Raw genomic sequence first — 15,255 nt, 5'->3', positions numbered from 1 at the left:
GGGAGGCAGTCTATTCGTCCCGCACCGACTGCCAATGCCCGGACTACTATCGGCGGGTGACGGTTGTGGAGGCTCATGGGGCGGTCGACGCGGTCTGGCGGATCGAGTCGGCGCGGATCATCGCCGGCGTGGCCCGGATCGTGCGGGACGTCGGGCTGGCCGAGGAACTGGCCCAGGACGCGCTGGTGTCGGCGCTGGAGCAGTGGCCGGAGTCCGGCGTACCGAAGAATCCCGGCGCCTGGCTGATGGCCATCGCCAAGCGGCGCGCGATCGACCTGATCCGGCGCAAGGAGACCTACCAGCGCAAGCTCGCCGAGATGGGCCACGAGCTCGAGATCGACGGCGACAGCGTGGAGGATGACGTCGAGGCGATCCTCGAGGACCACATCGAGGACGACCTGCTCCGGCTGGTGTTCACCGCCTGCCACCCGGTGCTGACCATGGACGCCCGGGTGACGCTGACGCTGAAGCTGCTCGGCGGCCTGAAGACCGACGAGATCGCCCGCGCGTTCCTGGCCCCGGAGGCGACGATCGCCCAGCGGATCGTCCGGGCCAAGCGCAACCTGGCCAAGGCCGGCGTCGAGTTCGAGGTGCCGTCCGGTGACGACCTGCTCGAGCGGCTCACGTCCGTCCTCGAGGTCGTCTACCTGATCTACAACGAGGGTTACTCGGCGACCGCGGGCGACGACTGGATGCGGCCGGCGCTCTGCAACGAGGCGATGCGCCTCGGCCGCCTGCTGGCCGAGCTGATGCCGCAGGAGCCCGAGGTTCACGGTCTGCTCGCGCTGATGGAGCTCCAGTCCTCCCGGGCCAACGCCCGCATCGGCCCGGACGGTGAGCCCGTCCTGCTGCTCGACCAGGACCGCCGGCGCTGGGACCGCCTGCTGATCCGCCGCGGTCTCGAAGGACTCGACCGGGCCTGGGCGCTGGAGAAGCCGCCCGGCCCGTACCTGCTGCAGGCCGCGATCGCCGCCTGCCACGCCCGCGCGGCCGACCCCGACGACACCGACTGGGCGCGGATCGCCGGCCTGTACGCCGTACTCGCTCAAGTCACCCCGTCACCGGTGGTCGAGCTCAACCAGGCGGTCGCGATCTCGATGGCGTTCGGCCCCGAGCGCGGGCTCGAGGCCGTCGACGCGCTCGCGGACGAACCGTCACTGAAGGACTACCACCTGCTGCCGAGCGTGCGCGGCGACCTCCTCTTCAAACTCGGCCGCCTCGACGAGGCCCGAACCGAGTTCGAGAAGGCCGCCGCACTCACCCGCAACGAACGCGAACGCACGCTCCTCCTGGAGCGCGCCGCGGCCTGCTGACTACTTGGAGCAGGTGTAGATGGTGGCGTTGTCGAGCCACCAGTTGGCGGGGACCAGGTCGGCGAAGTCCTTGCCGTGTTCGGTCCAGCGGAACTTGAGTTGCTTGCCTCGGAACTCGGCCAGGTCCAGCCTGCTGGTCTCCCAGCCGCCCGAGTTGCCGTGCCAGGCGGGCGGCTCGTCGGCGAAGTTCGCGTCGACGGTCGGGCCGTTGACCCAGCTCAGGCCGGCGCTGTCCTTCCAGGTCGCGCCGCCGTTGTCGGAGTACTCCAGGGTGGCGGTGCCGGTGCGGACACCGAAGATCAGGAACACGTTGTAGAAGTTGTACGCGTGCGTGAAGCGCAGGTACGTCGTCGCCTTCTTGATCTTCGTCCCGTTCGCGGTCTGCAGGCTGATCGAGCCCTCCGGATCGGTCACCACGCCGAGCATCGAGTCGTCACCGTCCAGGGAGTACGACGTGTCGACGAGCGATCCATCCAGTCCCTCGGCCTTGCCGAGCACCCAGCCTTCGTCCCGGACGACCTTGCCGTCGGGGTACTCCGCGAAGCTGGTCTTGAACAGGTTCTTGGCCTTCGCGCCGGTGGTGTCGCAGACCGGAGCCTGGGCCGGCTTGCCGATCGTCGGCTCGAAGTCCATCTCGGTCGCCTTGATGCCGAGCTCGACCTGGGCGCAGTCGGCCTTGGTCATGCCCGACTTCTTCTTCTTGGCCAGCTTGGCGCAGGTCGCCCGCAGCCCCTCGGCCAGGTCGCCGTAGTCGGCGCCGGTGGTGAGCACCTTCTGGGTCTCGTGCCACAGCACCTCAGAGCGGGCCAGACCGATGCCGAGCAGCTTCTGCCCGTTGAAGGAGCCGCCGTCCGCGATCAGGTACGCCGCCTTGTTCGCGACACCGGAGTTGCTGTGCACGCCACCGTTGTCCTGGAAGAACGTGTCGTCGAACCACTTCGCGCTGCGCATCCGGTCCGGATCGTTGAACTGGGTCGGGTCGGACATGCTCCGGATCACGCCGAGGCTGGAGCCCTCGCCGATCTGCCAGCGGTTCGCCGGGATGTCGTCTGCCGACCCGTTGGTCAGGTCGACGAACTCGCCCAGGATGTCGGAGAACGCCTCGTTGATCGCACCCGACTCCCACAGATAGGCCAGACCCGACGTGTGCTGAGTGACGCCGTGGGTCAGTTCGTGGCCGGTCACGTCGTCAGTGCTGACGCCTTCGCCGAAGGCCATCTGCTCGCCGTTCCAGAACGCGTTCGCGAACGGGCAGCCGCCCTCGACGCAGATCCGGACCGTGCCGCGCAGCGCCTTGCCCAGGCCGTCGCCGTAGTCCACGCCGATCAGCTCGGTCAGGTCGGTGCCGAGCGCGGCGTAGGTGTCGGAGGTGTCGCCGAAGAACTCGAACACCTGGTTGACATCGGTGACGGTCGACGGCGGGCCGCCCTCGACGCGGGTTGGCTGGAACACCGTGCCGCACCGGACGTCCTCGTAACCGGTCTCGATGATCGCGCGGTTCGCGTCGCAGACGACCCGGTTGATGTTCTCGTTCAGGTTCCAGGCGAGCAGCGCCTTGCCGGCCGAGGCATGCACCACGGCCTGCCAGCGCACGTCACCGGGGCCGGTCATCTCGAACAAGTAGACCGGGATCGCGACCGAGCCGGGCTGACGGGTCATCAGCCCGAGGTCGAACCAGCGCGGACCGATCAGCTCGGCCGACAGCTTCCCGGCGTCGACCTTGGCCCGCTGCGCCACTGCCTGTACGGCGGAACCGGTGGCCGCCGCCTTGGCCGCGTCCACCTTGTCGGCGGCGGGGAAAGCGCCGTACGTGGCCAATGCGACCTCGCCGTTGGCGGACTCGAGTGCGCCGGCCTTGTCGAGGATGGTGACGATCTCGCCGCCGTACACCGGGACGCCGTCGACGGTCTGCTGGAAGCGGGTCTGCGAGCCGTACTCGGTCAGCCTGCTGGTCGTGGCGACCAGGTCCGCGGGACGGGCACCGAAGTACGGCGCGACCGTGGCGACCTGGGCCTTGGCGACGGCCAGGGAGTCGGGCTTGCTGGTCGCCGACCGCGCGGCCTTCGACGCCACCGACACCGGCGCCTTCAGCGGGGTCGCGGGCCGGATCGAGTGCGCGCGGCCGAGCGCGTCGCGCTTGGTGACCAGGCCGGCGCCACCGCCGGTCGGGCCGTCGAGCTTGCGGACCTCGGGGCTCTTGGCCACCGGGTCGGGCGGGGCGCTGTTCGCGAGCCCGGGTGAGGTGAGCGTCAGTGCGACTGCGCCGGCCGCGAGACCGGCCAGCCAGGTACGTACTTTCACGGGGTTCCTCCCAGTTCCGTCAGGCTCCGGGAACGTCGCGAGACCCCCAAGCCCGCTCCCGGCCGGAACGTCCGCCCATGCGGTGCGACAAGCGGGGGCGGACGCTTGTGCTGACTGCAGACTGTCATCCGATGGATGCACTGCGCGACCTCATTGTGGCCTAAGTCACATTCGGCACGGGTTTTCCTACGCAGCGGTCGATTTTCGGGACCGATGTTCGACGCGTTGACGAGGCCAGCCAAGTGGCCCACCGACGCGGGAGGATCCACGCATGAACGAACGTAGTGAGTTCATCATCAAGCGCAGCACACCTCGTGCCTCATCCGCGCCCGGAGCGAAGCGAGGACGCGGATGAGTAAAGTCGTCTCGAAGGACGGTACGACGATCGCCTACGACCGGCGTGGCGACGGGCCCGCGCTGGTGCTGGTCGACGGCGCGCTGTGCAGCCGGGCGCAGGGCCCGCTGCCGGATCTGGCCGAGCAACTGGCGTCCGAGTTCACTGTTTACAACTACGACCGGCGCGGCCGCGGCGACAGCGGTGATCAGGCCGAGTACGACGTCGAGCGCGAGATCGAGGATCTGGCTGCCGTGATCGAGGCGGCCGGCGGATCGGCGTACGTCTACGGCACGTCGTCCGGCGCGGCGCTGACGCTACGGGCGGCCGCGGCGGGGCTGCCGATCACGCGGGTGGTCGCGTTCGAACCGCCGTACGTCGTGGACGACAGCCGCAAGCCGATCCCGCGGACCTGGGTGTCCGACCTCAACGCGCTCGATCCCGGCGACGCGGTCAAGTACTTCATGACCAAGGGCATCGGGCTGCCCGGGTTCGTGGTCGCGCTGATGAAGCTGATGCCGGGCTGGAAGGGCATGAAGGCGGTCGCGCACACCCTGCCGTACGACGCGACGCTGCTCGGCGAGAACTGCTTCGGGCAGCCGCTGGACGCGTCCCAGTGGGCGAGCATCGACCAGCCGGTCCTGGTGGTGAACGGAGGCAAGAGCCCGCGCTGGATGAAGACCTCGGTGCGGGCTCTCGGGAGCGCCGTACCGGGTGCGAAGCACGAGGAGGTGCCCGGCCAGAACCACATGATCAAGGCGTCGGCGATCGCCCCGGTGATCTCCGGCTTCTTGCACTGAGACGTCAGGGGCGCCCGGACCACCTGGTCCGGGCGCCCCTCAGTGCGAGCTCAGCTGACGGTGATCAGGCGACCGGCGTTGGCGCGAGCCGCATCGAAGCGGGCCTGCGCGTCGCCCCAGTTCACCACGTTCCACCAGGCCTTGACGTAGTCCGGCTTCACGTTCTTGTACTGCAGGTAGAAGGCGTGCTCCCACATGTCCAGCATGACGATCGGGATCTGCCCGGCCGGCAGGTTGCCCTGCTGGTCGTACAGCTGGTGGACGAGCAGCCGGCCGGCCAGCGCGTCCCAGCCGAGGATCGCCCAGCCGGAGCCCTGGATGGTGGTCGCCGCCGAGGTGAAGTGGGACTGGAAGCCGTCGAACGAGCCGAAGTACTCGTCGATGGCCGCGCCCAGCTCACCGTCGGGCTTGTCGCCGCCCTCCGGGGACAGGTTCTTCCAGAAGATCGAGTGGTTGACGTGCCCGCCGAGGTTGAAGGCGAGCGACTTCTCCAGCCCGACGATCGCACCGAAGTCGCCCTTGTCGCGGGCCGCGGCCAGCTTCTCCAGGGTGTCGTTCAGGCCGTTCACGTAGGTCTGGTGGTGCTTGGAGTGGTGCAGCTCCATGATCTCGCCGGCGATCGACGGCGCCAGTGCGCCGTAGTCGTAGGGGAGGTCGGGAAGCGTGTACGTGGTCAACTCTGCTCCTTCGTCGGGGCCCCGCGAGGGCCGATATCTCCGATGTCCTGTTTCAGCGGCACCAGCTTGAAACTTCAACCACGGTTGAGGTCAAGGCGCCACGCGGGCCAGGTGGTGCAAGTCTCAGGTCCCGGCGGGCACGTCCGACCAGTGCCCGGTCCAGGCCCGTTCACACAGGCCCGCACCGGTCACCACCAGCTTCACATACTCCACCCGCGGAGCCACGGCCGGAGTCTCATCTCAGAGCAGTGGCCGCAGTACGGCGGCGAACGGCGCCGGGTCCTCCGCGAACCCGATGTGGTCACCGGGGAACCGGGTCGGCTCGATCCCGAGACCGGCGGCCAGCGCGGTCGTGGTCCGGTCGCACAGCTGCCCGCTCGACTCCGCGCCGATCCCGGCCACGATCCGGACCCCGCCGTCCCGCAGCGCGCCGAGGTCCGGCTCCCAGGTCACGCTCGCCCGCAGCTCGTGCTCGAACCAGAACCGCTCGTCGGCGACCACCTGCGGATCCCGCTCGCCCCCGAACATCATCTCCAGTACGTCGTCCGGCAGCTGGATGTTCGCGATCACGAAGAACTGCCGCCACGCGCCGAGCACGTCACCGGCCAGGTAGTCGGCGATCATCCGCTCGGTCGCGGCCAGCAGTTCGTCCGCGTCCACGACCAGCTTGTCCAGCGGCGGCTCGTGCGCGATCACCGTGCCCACCAGCTTCGGGTGGTGCTGCGCCAACGCCAACGCCGTCACAGCACCCCCACTCGACCCGAACACAGTCGCCGGCCCGGCGTCGACGTACTCAATCAGCCGCGCCAGATCGGCCGCCCGCTCCTCCGGCGTCGACCCCGCACCGGACAGCCGACTGCGCTTGATCCCCCGCGGGTCCGTGGTGAGCACGGTGTGATCCACCGCCAGCAACTCCGCCAACGGCGCGAACGCGTCCGCATCCATCGGCGCCCCCACCAGCACCACCAACGGCCCACTCCCCCGCACCTCGTAGTACAACTCCGCTCCGGGAACTTCCAGTGTGTTGTTCATGGCAACACCACGAACAGCACCCCGCCGGATGGACACCACCACCGACCTGATCTCACGAGATGATGCGATGCATGCGGCGACGGACCTGGGGACGGCGAGCCGGCTGGCTCCTGCTCGGCAGCGCGATGATCGCGGTCAGCACCTGGGTCGTCGCCCACGCGCTGGTCGCCGATTCACCCGAAGACTTTCAGCGCTGGACCAACTGGGCGAACGTCTTCGCGCTCCCGATCGGCATGGTCAGCGCCGCCTGGCTGGCCTTCGACCGGGCCCGCCGCACCGGTCGGCCCACGACACCGGCAGACCAGCAGATCGACCGGCTGATCGCGGAGCTCACCCTGAGACTCGAACGAGACTGGGCCGAGGAGGCCGTCTTCCGCGAGGTCACCCGGCCCCGGCCGATCCGGGTCAGGTGGTCGCCGACCGGGCGGCGCTCCGCAAGCCAGAAGGTGACCTTCGGCGCAGTAGAGGCGGCCGACGGTGACGTGCTCGGCGAGCTCGTGTCGGCGTTCCACCGCCTGCCGCACCGCCAGCTGATGGTCCTGGGCGCGGCCGGCGCCGGCAAGAGCGTCTTTGCGATGCTGCTGACCATCGGTCTGCTCCGATCCGCGGACGCAGCGGAACTGCCGGTCCTGTTGCCGATGAACGAGTGGGATCCGAAGCGCGACCGGGTCGAGATGTTCGTGGTACGGCGCTTGGTCGCGACCTACGCCGACCTCCTCGCCCAGTACGGCGACCCGGCCACGATCGCCGAGCGGCTCGTGTCGGACCGGCGCGTCCTGCCGGTCCTGGACGGCCTCGACGAACTCCCCGGCGTACTCCATCCCAACGCAATGGACGCCCTGGACGCGTTCGCCGCGACGGCCCGCCCGATGGTCGTGACGTGCCGGCTCGGCGAGTACGCGCGGGCCGTGGATCGAGGGCGCATCCTCTCCCAGGCGGCGGTCGTCGAGCTGGAGCCGGTGGACGTCGAGGACGCGATCCGCTACGTGTCCGAGCCGGTCCACGACGCGCGCTGGGACCCGGTCTTCGAACGCCTCCGAGAGCAGCCGGACGGGCAACTCGCGCAGGTGCTGTCCTCTCCGCTGATGGTCGCGCTGGCCCGCACCGCCTACCAGGACCCCGCGAGCGACCCAGGCGAGCTGCTGTCCTTGGCGACCGAGTTGCTGGTGAGCGATCGGCTGATGGACGCCTTCATCGCCGCCGCGTACAACGATTCGAGTCCCCGCCGGAGCACCGCGTCGCGACGGCGCTATCCGGCCGACCGCGCAGCGCGTTGGCTGACCTGCCTGGCCTTCCACCTGCACAGTTCGAACACTTCGGACCTGCACTGGTGGGGGATCAAGCCGGAACTCATGGCCGCCCGCCCCGGCCGAGCCCGGTTCCTCTTGGACGTCACGGCGCTGGCGATGGTCGTCACGACGGCCTTCCTTGGCACCTTCCTGCTGTACGACGGATTGGTGGCGATCCGCGCCGCGTTCGCGGCCGCCGCGGTCATGGCCGTCCCCGCCGCCGGCCTCCTCGTGCAGCCGTCGCGCAGCCCTGAACGTCTCCACCACATTTGGCTTCGAGTGAAGTATGCGGCCGGCTGCGGGTTGCTGACTGCCTACGTCACTCTCGACCTGACAACCACACTCCCGGCTGTGTTCCTGTACACCCTGATCGCTGTGTGGCTGCCTTTCTGGCATCCTGCCCGTCTGGTCCGGCGGCTGAGTCCGACCGCAGGCCTGCGGTCGGCCCGCCGCACCACAGCGTCGGCCGCCCTGCAGTACGGACTCTCAAGCGCCGTCGTGTTCGCTCTGGTCGGCCGATTCACCGATCCCGCCAACCAAGTCTTCGTCAGCGCCACGGCGGTTGCGGTGTACGGCCTCACCGCCGCGCTCGCCGAGGACGGGCGGACCTGGCTTCTGTACCAGTTGACGCATGTCAGGTTGACCTTCCAAGGCTGGTTGCCGTGGCGCCTGTGGAGGTTCCTCGACGACGCCCATCGCCGAGGCGTCCTGCGCCAGGCCGGAGCTGTGTACCAGTTCCGCCACGCCCTGCTCCAGGACCACCTCGCCGGCAAACCGGAGGCCGATCAATTCTTGGCCGGTGTCGACGCGGGTGATCCGGACGCCCTGCATCCCACCTTTCTCGTGCTCCTTCGGACCGAAGGCTTCGACTCCGCGATCGCGTTCCTGCGGAGCCGCGCCGTCACCGACTCCCGAGCCAGGTGGCTGCTGGCCGACTACCTCGCAACGTTGGGTGACCTCGAGGGCGCGATCGCCATCCTTCAGTCGCGCCGCGAGTCCTGGGACCGGCTGGCCGACCTGCTGGAGGCCTACGGCCGGCACGAGCAGGCGATAGCGCTCCTCGAGCCCCTGGCCGATGCCGGCGACGAAGACGCCGCCAAACGACTGGCGCACGCGCTCGCGCGGGCCGGCCGCGTCGACGAGGGGATCGCGATTCTGCAACGGCAAGCCGTGGACAGCGACGACTACCCCGGCCGACGGTTGACGAACCTGATGGTCAGCTTGGCCGGGGAGGGCGAAGAAGACCGGGTCACCGAGTTCTTCAGGCGCTACGCCGACTCCGGCGGGTCGGTCGTACCGTTGTCGAGGTTGCTGACCAGTCAGGGCCTGCGGGATGAAGCGCACGCGGTCTTGCAGAGCCGTGCGGCCGCCGGCGAGGCCGACGCCATGGATGAGTTGGCGCGCCGGCTCGCCGGGCGGCGGCCGGACGATCAGCCCTCGTAGAGATCCGAGTCGGGGTCGAAGTCGGATTCTTCGACGACGCGGCGGACTTCTACCTCGCTGGTGAGGGCTTCGGCCAGGCGGGCGGCCCATTCGACGGCTTCGTCGCGGTTGCGGACCTCGACGACGATGACACCACCGATGAGTTCCTTGGTCTCGGCGAACGGGCCGTCGGTGACGGTGCGCTTGCCGGACTCGACCTTGACGCGGGCGCCCAGGGCGCTGCGGTGGACGCCTTCGGCGAACAGCAGGACGCCCGCCTTGGACATCGCCTCGACAGCCTGGCCGACCGCCTCGGCGATCTCCGGCGGCGGGAACTTGCCGGCCTCGCTGTCGGCGTCCGCCTTGTTGATGATCATGTATCGCATCGCAACGCTCCTCGTGTGTGGTCGATCCTTACTCTCACGTCGAGCGGTCCAGCACCAGATCGACACACGCCGCGCGAGAAAGTTCAGTCGTCCCTTGACCTGAACCAAGCTTGAGGTTGAACACTGTCGTGCATGACAGTGCTGACCCCACAAGACGAGCAGGCCATCCGTGAGCTGGTCCACCGGGCGGACGACGCCCAGAGCGACGCGGACGTGCTGCCCGGCCTGCACACCTCCGAGATGGTGATCGTCAACATCGCCGGACGCCGGTTGTTCGGGCGGGACGCGTTCAGCCAGGCGATGACGGCAGCCCTCGGCTCCGAGCTGAAGGACGTCCGGACCAGCGTCGAGATTGTCGACGTACGGGCGCTGACCGACGACGTCGCCCTGGTGAGCTGCGTCAAAACCGTGCACGACGAGCGGGCGGACGCCGACCCGGATGCGCTGCCCGCCAGTGGCGCACTGACCTACGCAGCCCTCAGGACGTCTGAAGGTTGGCGGCTGGCGCTGGCCCAGACGACGCCTATTCAGTTCGGCTGATCGCCGTTCGGATGGTAAGCGCAGGCGTCGGCGAGGTCTTGGGTGGGAGCCGGCGACGCGTTGGTGGTCGGCCGCTGGGTGGGCTGGGTCGTGCCCGGAGTCGCCTTCGGGGCGGTGGTCGCCGGCGGCGTGGGCTGCTCGAGAGCCGCCTCGACCGTGTCGCGGAGTGCGTCGTAGTCCGGGTGCAGGTACTTCAGCCGCAGCTTGCTGACGTCGAGGTGGACGTTCGAGACGGTCCCGGACTTGACCCGCAGCGCGAGCTCGACCAGCGCGGGCAGCAGTTCCTGCGGGATGTCGGTGCGCAGCAGTTGCTGGCCGGCCTTCGCGATCGCCTTGTACTTGGTCACCAGCGTCTGCGGGTCGGCCGCGTCGACGATGCCCTTGATCGCGCAGCGCTGCCGGATCTGCCGCTGGTCGTCGTCGGCGCCGTACCGGCCGCGGGCGAACCACAGCGCGTGCCGTCCGTCGAGGTGCTGGTTCGGCCCCGGCTCGATCCACTCGCTCGGCGGGATGTGCGAGCTGCTGACGCCGCCCATCGCGACCCGCTCGTTGACGTTGACGGTGATGCCGCCGAGCGCGTCGACGAGCTCGGCGAAGCCCTTCAGGTTGGCCTGCAGGTAGTAGTCGAGCTTCAGCCCGATCGCCTCACCGACGGACTGCTTCAGCACGTCGGCGCCCTCGTTGTCGGACGGGCCGAGGATGCCGGGGTGCGCCGCCGGGATGTTCTGGTACATCGCGGTCAGCATCCACTCCAGCCGGCCCTCCAGGCTGAGCCCCTCCTGGCCGTAGCCGTTCGGGTAGAACTTGTGCAGCGGCGAGTCCTTCGGGAACGGCATGAAGGTCAGCTGCCGCGGCATCGAGATCAGCGCGGTGTTGCCGGTCTTGGTGTCGATACTTGCCACGATCACCGTGTCGGTCCGGACTCCGGGCCGGCTGGGTGCGTCGTCGCCGCCGAGCAGCAGCAGGTTCAGCCGCGGCTTGTCCTCCCACGGGTCCTTGGTGTCGATCTCGGTCGGCCGGGTCGCGCTCTTGCTTTCGCCCTGCGCGACGAACACGTCCTGCACCAGGTCGCGCTGCGCCAGCGCGCTCTGGACGCCGATCGCCGCGGGTACCGCGATCGCGAAGCACAGCACCCCTACCAGGAGTGCTCCGACCGCCCGGCCGCCGGCTCCACCTGTTGCTGGACGCAACGAGCGGTGCGAGGCAACGATCACCACCATCCAGAGGAGCGCCAGCACCACTGTCGCGACCGAGGCCTCCAGCAGCCGGCGCGGCACGACGGCTGCCGCGAGCACCTCCTCGCGCCTGGTCAGGCCGACGTACACGCCGAGCCCGACCAACCCGAGGGTCACGGTGAGGATGAAAGCGCCGAGCCAGCGGCGGCCGCCGGCGATGAGGCCGGTCCCGGGGAGCAGGGCGCCGAGCAGAGTCAGCCCGAGCACCCTCGGCACCGACCGCCTGCGCGGCGGCTCGGCATCAGCCACCTCGGACCTCTCCGCACCGCGCTTCCCCATGAGTCCCCTGTCGCCGTCCCCAGAACCAGTGTGCGTCAAGTACCCGCACCTGTACCTCCTCAGACGTGTTACAGGGGTGATCGGTTGTCATACGGGCAGATGACTGCCCGAAAGGCCCGGGGTTTCGACGAGGGTGCGGACCACGACGGCGATGCGGCCGGGCGGGCTCCACTTGGTGGTGTCGGCCTTCGGCATCGCGGCGCGGTTGGCGGGGGTGTCGATGGTGCCGGGGATGATCGTGTTCACCCGAATGCCGTCGGCCGCGTACTCCGCGTGCAGGGCGTCTGCGAACGCGAGCACCCCGGCCTTCGCGGTGATGTACCCGGCCGCCCCGGAGAACGGTCGCAGGGCGGCGCCGCTCGACGTACAAACGATCGCTCCACCACCACCGGCGAGCAGGTGCGGCAGCACGGCCTGGGTGATCAGGTACGTCGGACGCAGGTTGAGCCGGAGCAGTCGCTCGAAGTCCTCGACCGGGGTCTCGTGCACCCGCGCCCCGGACGCGAACCCGCCGACCAGGTTGACCAGCGCGGTCAGCGGTGCGGTCTCGTCGGAGGTAGCGAGCGCGACGACGTCCGCCGTACCGGCCGGGTCGAAGGGGTCGGCCACGATCGGGTTCAACCGCGGATCGGCGCCGAGCCGAGCCAGCGACTCCTCGGTCCGTCCCGGCACCACGACCCGCCACCCGGCCCGCAGGAACTCCGCCGTCACCGCCGCCCCCAACGCACCGGTGCCTCCGGCAACCACCACCGTCCAGCTCATCGACGTCCTCGCTTCGCTCCGGGCGCCGATGAGGCGCGAATGAGACTGTGCTTGATGATGAACTCGCTACGCTCGTTCATGTCCCCGAGCTTAATCGGGCAGCGCCGCCGGGTTAGGGTCGGCGGTTGTGCGGATTCTGATGCTGGGCGGGAACGGGTTCGTCGGACGCGCGGTCGTTGCGGACGCGCTCGAGCACGGCGCCGAGGTGACGTCGTTCAGTCGGGGTAAGAGCGGGACCGACCTCCCGCCGGAGGTCACGCAACTGATCGGGGACCGCGACGCCGGCGACTACGACTCACTGCAGACCGGCGAGTGGGACGCGGTCGTCGACCTGAGCGGTTACCAGACCCGGCACGTCGACGAGGCGATGGACGTACTCGACGACCGCGTCGGACGGTACGTATTCATCTCCAGCCACGCCGTCTACGTGCGTGACCTACCAGCCGGCACCGACGAGACCGCAACCCGCCGGCCCCCGCTGCGCGCCGCCGACGTCCTCGACAACGAGACCTACGGCCCGTGCAAGGCCGCCTGCGAGGACGACGTGCTGGAGCGGTATGGCGACCGCGCGACGATCGTGCGCCCCGGACGCGTGACCGGTCCCGGCGACACGGCCAGCACGGTCCTCTACTGGGTACGGCGTGGCGCCCGAGGCGGCCGCGTCGCGCTGCCAACGAAACCGGAGCAGCCGCTTCAGCTGACCGACAGCCGCGACCTCGGACGCCTCGTGGTGCAGCTGGTCACGGACGATCGGTCCGGCCCGTTCAACGCGGTCGGTCCATTCGCCACGATCGCCGAGCTGATCGAGACCTCGGCCGACCTGTCCGGCAGCACGGTCGAGTTGGTACAGGTCCCGACCGACGCCGTACCTCCGCGCTTCCCGCTGATCGAGCCCGAGGCCGAATGGGGCGAGCGCCGCCGCAACCCGGCAAAGGCTCGGGCCGCCGGCATGCCGGTCACGCCGCTGCGGCAGACGCTCGCCGACCTGATCGCCTGGGATCAGGCGCGCGGCGAGCCCGACCTCGGGTTCGGTATGTCGCCCGAGGATGAGGAGCAGCTACTCCGGCAGAGCTAAGGTGCGGCCCGCGTCCCGGGCGGCGTTGATGCTGCGGGTGAGGGTGTCGCGGAGGGCGGCGGCTTCGTCGGCGAAGCCCTGGACGAGGGTGGTGTCGCCGACCGGCTCGGTCCGGGCGAGAAGCTCGATGTAGCGGTCGCCGTCCTGCAGCGCGGCCTCGGCGCGGACGGCGGCGTCGGCCGCGCGGACTCGGTCGGCGTACCGGTCGAGCAGGTCGACCTTGCGCTTGATCGCTTCCGCCGAGAGAGCGAGTGCCCGGCGGTGCGGTCCGAGCACTGCCTCGAGTTCGGCGGTCGCCATCCCGCGGGCGACCTCGCGCTGCCGCGCACGCAGCACGGTCTGCTCGCGCAACACCTGGGCGATGTCCCAGAGCTGTTCCGGCAGCACCAGCTCGTTGTGCACGTCGTCGAGCAACCCGCGTCGGGTGACTGTTGCCTCGAGCACCGTTTTCACCGCGCGCTGGGCCCGGCCGAGCAACCGGCCGGCCTCCTCGTCGAAGTCGTCCGGCAGCAGGTACTTGCCGTGCTGCAACCGGACCGCCTTGTGGCCGCGATCCTCGACCCCGGTCTTGACCACGACGCCGACCGTGGCCACAGCGGCGATCCCCGCCAGCGCGACCGCGGACCAGGCCGCCACCTCGGCCGGCAGCGTCGCGGCCATGATGATCAGGGCCAGGATCCAGCCGCCGACGCAGACCGCGAGCCAGACCAGCAACGTGCCGAACGTGTTCCCCGGGGCGACCGACCAGGACGTCTCCCGCTTCGGTTTCGGCTGCCCAGCCGGGACGAACAACTCGGGCCGGTCCCGGTACAGCCGCCGTACGCCGTCCGGAACGTCGGGTGCGAACACCGGCTCCATCGGCACCTCCGCGGCGGTCGATACTGTCGACACTCAGCGTAGCCGGGACAGCTTCACTTCGAGCCCGTCCAGAACCAGTTCGAGACCGAACTCGAACAGTCGATCCAGGTCGTAGTCGAAGTCGAACCCGGGCTGGAACACGGCCCGGAATCCGGCCAGACCCTCCAGGCTGATCACCGCGTTGAGCGGGTCCAGGTGCTCGTCGGCCCACTCGTCGGCGGTCATCCCGGTGTCCTGCTCGGCCTGCACTTCCGCCTCCATCGCCAGCGCGACGCCACGGACGTACGCGAACACGCTGATCGCAGTGTAGAGCGCCGTACTGCCGTCGAGCCCGAAGGAACCTAGTGCACGTAGTACGGCGTCGGTGTGCGGCAGCAGGTTGGGCAAGGCCTGTGGACGGCTCAGACTGATCGCGCTCGCCAGCCAGAGATGCCGCCGGTACGCCGACCACTGCAGACGGGCCGTGGTCTCGATCCCCTTCCGCCAAGTCGTGGCAGCCTTGGCCGGGAACGGGAACTCGCCGATCGCGGTGTCGACCATCCGCAGGACGAGCGCCTCCTTGCCGCCGACGTACCGGTACAGCGCCATCGTCGACACCCCGAGCTCGGCCGCGATCCGCCGCATCGACACCCCTGCCAACCCTTCGGCATCGGCGATCGCGATCGCTCGCCGCACCACCTGCTCGCGATTGAGCTCGAGCGGCTGCTCCCGGACCGCCCGGACCCCAGCGGGCGGCGACCCGACCACGGTGCCGACCCCCGGCTGGGCATGCACGAGGTCCTGCTGCTGAAGCACCTGCAGCGCCTTCGTGGCAGTCGCCATGGCCACGCCGAACTCCCGGACGAGCGCCCGGGTGGACGGCACCCGATCGCCGGGCGCCAGCTCACCCGCCTCGATCCGGCGCCGGATCTCGGCCGCGATCACCTGGTACGGCGCCTCGCTCATCAAGCCT

Annotated in this window: 13 protein-coding genes; 5 read left to right on the top strand and 8 right to left on the bottom strand. The window is 69.6% G+C overall.

From position 1 onward, the window contains the following. The first annotated feature begins 56 nt into the window (after window positions 1-56). The gene (locus ACIBL3_RS33375; protein ID WP_396357786.1) at window positions 57-1,313 is read left to right on the top strand and encodes an RNA polymerase sigma factor; all 1,257 of its coding nucleotides are present in this window, start codon (window positions 57-59) and stop codon (window positions 1,311-1,313) included. On the opposite strand, the gene ACIBL3_RS33370 is transcribed toward ACIBL3_RS33375, so the two are convergent. Further along, window positions 1,314-3,614, bottom strand: a complete 2,301-nt coding sequence (locus tag ACIBL3_RS33370; protein WP_396357784.1) for a M4 family metallopeptidase — start codon at window positions 3,612-3,614, stop codon at window positions 1,314-1,316. Window positions 3,615-3,965: 351 nt separating this feature from the next. Here ACIBL3_RS33370 and ACIBL3_RS33365 point away from each other — a divergent pair, with 351 nt between their 5' ends. Continuing rightward, a complete protein-coding gene (locus ACIBL3_RS33365; RefSeq protein WP_396357783.1) occupies window positions 3,966-4,748 on the top strand; it encodes an alpha/beta fold hydrolase in 783 nt (260 codons plus the stop codon). 50 nt (window positions 4,749-4,798) lie between these two features. Here the strand turns inward: ACIBL3_RS33365 and ACIBL3_RS33360 are convergent, their stop codons facing one another. Both ACIBL3_RS33360 and ACIBL3_RS33355 read right to left on the bottom strand, forming a co-directional pair. Beyond that, window positions 4,799-5,425 (bottom strand): superoxide dismutase, encoded by a 627-nt coding sequence (locus ACIBL3_RS33360; protein WP_396357782.1) that lies wholly within the window; start codon window positions 5,423-5,425, stop codon window positions 4,799-4,801. Between the two features lie 240 nt (window positions 5,426-5,665). After that, window positions 5,666-6,457: an alpha/beta fold hydrolase gene (locus ACIBL3_RS33355; protein WP_396357780.1), complete on the bottom strand. Its 792-nt coding sequence runs from the start codon at window positions 6,455-6,457 to the stop codon at window positions 5,666-5,668. Window positions 6,458-6,528: 71 nt separating this feature from the next. Here ACIBL3_RS33355 and ACIBL3_RS33350 point away from each other — a divergent pair, with 71 nt between their 5' ends. Then, a complete protein-coding gene (locus ACIBL3_RS33350; RefSeq protein WP_396357778.1) occupies window positions 6,529-9,189 on the top strand; it encodes an NACHT domain-containing protein in 2,661 nt (886 codons plus the stop codon). Here the strand turns inward: ACIBL3_RS33350 and ACIBL3_RS33345 are convergent. Continuing rightward, complete coding sequence (locus ACIBL3_RS33345) at window positions 9,177-9,554, bottom strand: YciI family protein (protein WP_396357777.1); 378 nt, start codon at window positions 9,552-9,554, stop codon at window positions 9,177-9,179. The genes ACIBL3_RS33350 and ACIBL3_RS33345 overlap by 13 nt on opposite strands. A 132-nt stretch (window positions 9,555-9,686) precedes the next feature. On the opposite strand from ACIBL3_RS33345, the gene ACIBL3_RS33340 reads away from it, so the two are divergent. After that, window positions 9,687-10,094: an SgcJ/EcaC family oxidoreductase gene (locus ACIBL3_RS33340; RefSeq protein WP_396357775.1), complete on the top strand. Its 408-nt coding sequence runs from the start codon at window positions 9,687-9,689 to the stop codon at window positions 10,092-10,094. Here the strand turns inward: ACIBL3_RS33340 and ACIBL3_RS33335 are convergent. Then, a complete protein-coding gene (locus tag ACIBL3_RS33335; RefSeq protein ID WP_396357774.1) occupies window positions 10,082-11,578 on the bottom strand; it encodes an LCP family protein in 1,497 nt (498 codons plus the stop codon). The genes ACIBL3_RS33340 and ACIBL3_RS33335 overlap by 13 nt on opposite strands. Before the next feature lie 117 nt (window positions 11,579-11,695). Next, the gene (locus ACIBL3_RS33330; RefSeq protein ID WP_396357772.1) at window positions 11,696-12,370 is read right to left on the bottom strand and encodes an SDR family NAD(P)-dependent oxidoreductase; all 675 of its coding nucleotides are present in this window, start codon (window positions 12,368-12,370) and stop codon (window positions 11,696-11,698) included. A gap of 127 nt (window positions 12,371-12,497) precedes the next feature. Here ACIBL3_RS33330 and ACIBL3_RS33325 point away from each other — a divergent pair, with 127 nt between their 5' ends. Next, complete coding sequence (locus ACIBL3_RS33325) at window positions 12,498-13,445, top strand: NAD-dependent epimerase/dehydratase family protein (protein WP_396357771.1); 948 nt, start codon at window positions 12,498-12,500, stop codon at window positions 13,443-13,445. Here the strand turns inward: ACIBL3_RS33325 and ACIBL3_RS33320 are convergent. Further along, window positions 13,428-14,336, bottom strand: a complete 909-nt coding sequence (locus ACIBL3_RS33320; protein ID WP_396357770.1) for a hypothetical protein — start codon at window positions 14,334-14,336, stop codon at window positions 13,428-13,430. The genes ACIBL3_RS33325 and ACIBL3_RS33320 overlap by 18 nt on opposite strands. Beyond that, on the bottom strand, window positions 14,337-15,248 hold the full coding sequence (locus ACIBL3_RS33315; protein ID WP_396357769.1) for a GntR family transcriptional regulator: 912 nt from the start codon (window positions 15,246-15,248) through the stop codon (window positions 14,337-14,339). Window positions 15,249-15,255: the final 7 nt, after the last annotated feature.

The sequence above is a fragment of the Kribbella sp. NPDC050124 genome (assembly GCF_044460355.1).
Taxonomy (GTDB): domain Bacteria; phylum Actinomycetota; class Actinomycetes; order Propionibacteriales; family Kribbellaceae; genus Kribbella.
This window is presented reverse-complemented; position numbering and strand designations above follow the sequence as displayed.

Coding starts and splice junctions, on each gene's coding strand:
- ACIBL3_RS33365 (WP_396357783.1), top strand. CDS start 3,966: ATGAGTAAAGTCGTCTCGAAGGACGGTACGACGATCGCCTACGACCGG.
- ACIBL3_RS33355 (WP_396357780.1), bottom strand. CDS start 6,457: ATGAACAACACACTGGAAGTTCCCGGAGCGGAGTTGTACTACGAGGTG.
- ACIBL3_RS33350 (WP_396357778.1), top strand. CDS start 6,529: ATGCGGCGACGGACCTGGGGACGGCGAGCCGGCTGGCTCCTGCTCGGC.
- ACIBL3_RS33345 (WP_396357777.1), bottom strand. CDS start 9,554: ATGCGATACATGATCATCAACAAGGCGGACGCCGACAGCGAGGCCGGC.
- ACIBL3_RS33340 (WP_396357775.1), top strand. CDS start 9,687: ATGACAGTGCTGACCCCACAAGACGAGCAGGCCATCCGTGAGCTGGTC.
- ACIBL3_RS33330 (WP_396357772.1), bottom strand. CDS start 12,370: ATGAGCTGGACGGTGGTGGTTGCCGGAGGCACCGGTGCGTTGGGGGCG.
- ACIBL3_RS33315 (WP_396357769.1), bottom strand. CDS start 15,248: ATGAGCGAGGCGCCGTACCAGGTGATCGCGGCCGAGATCCGGCGCCGG.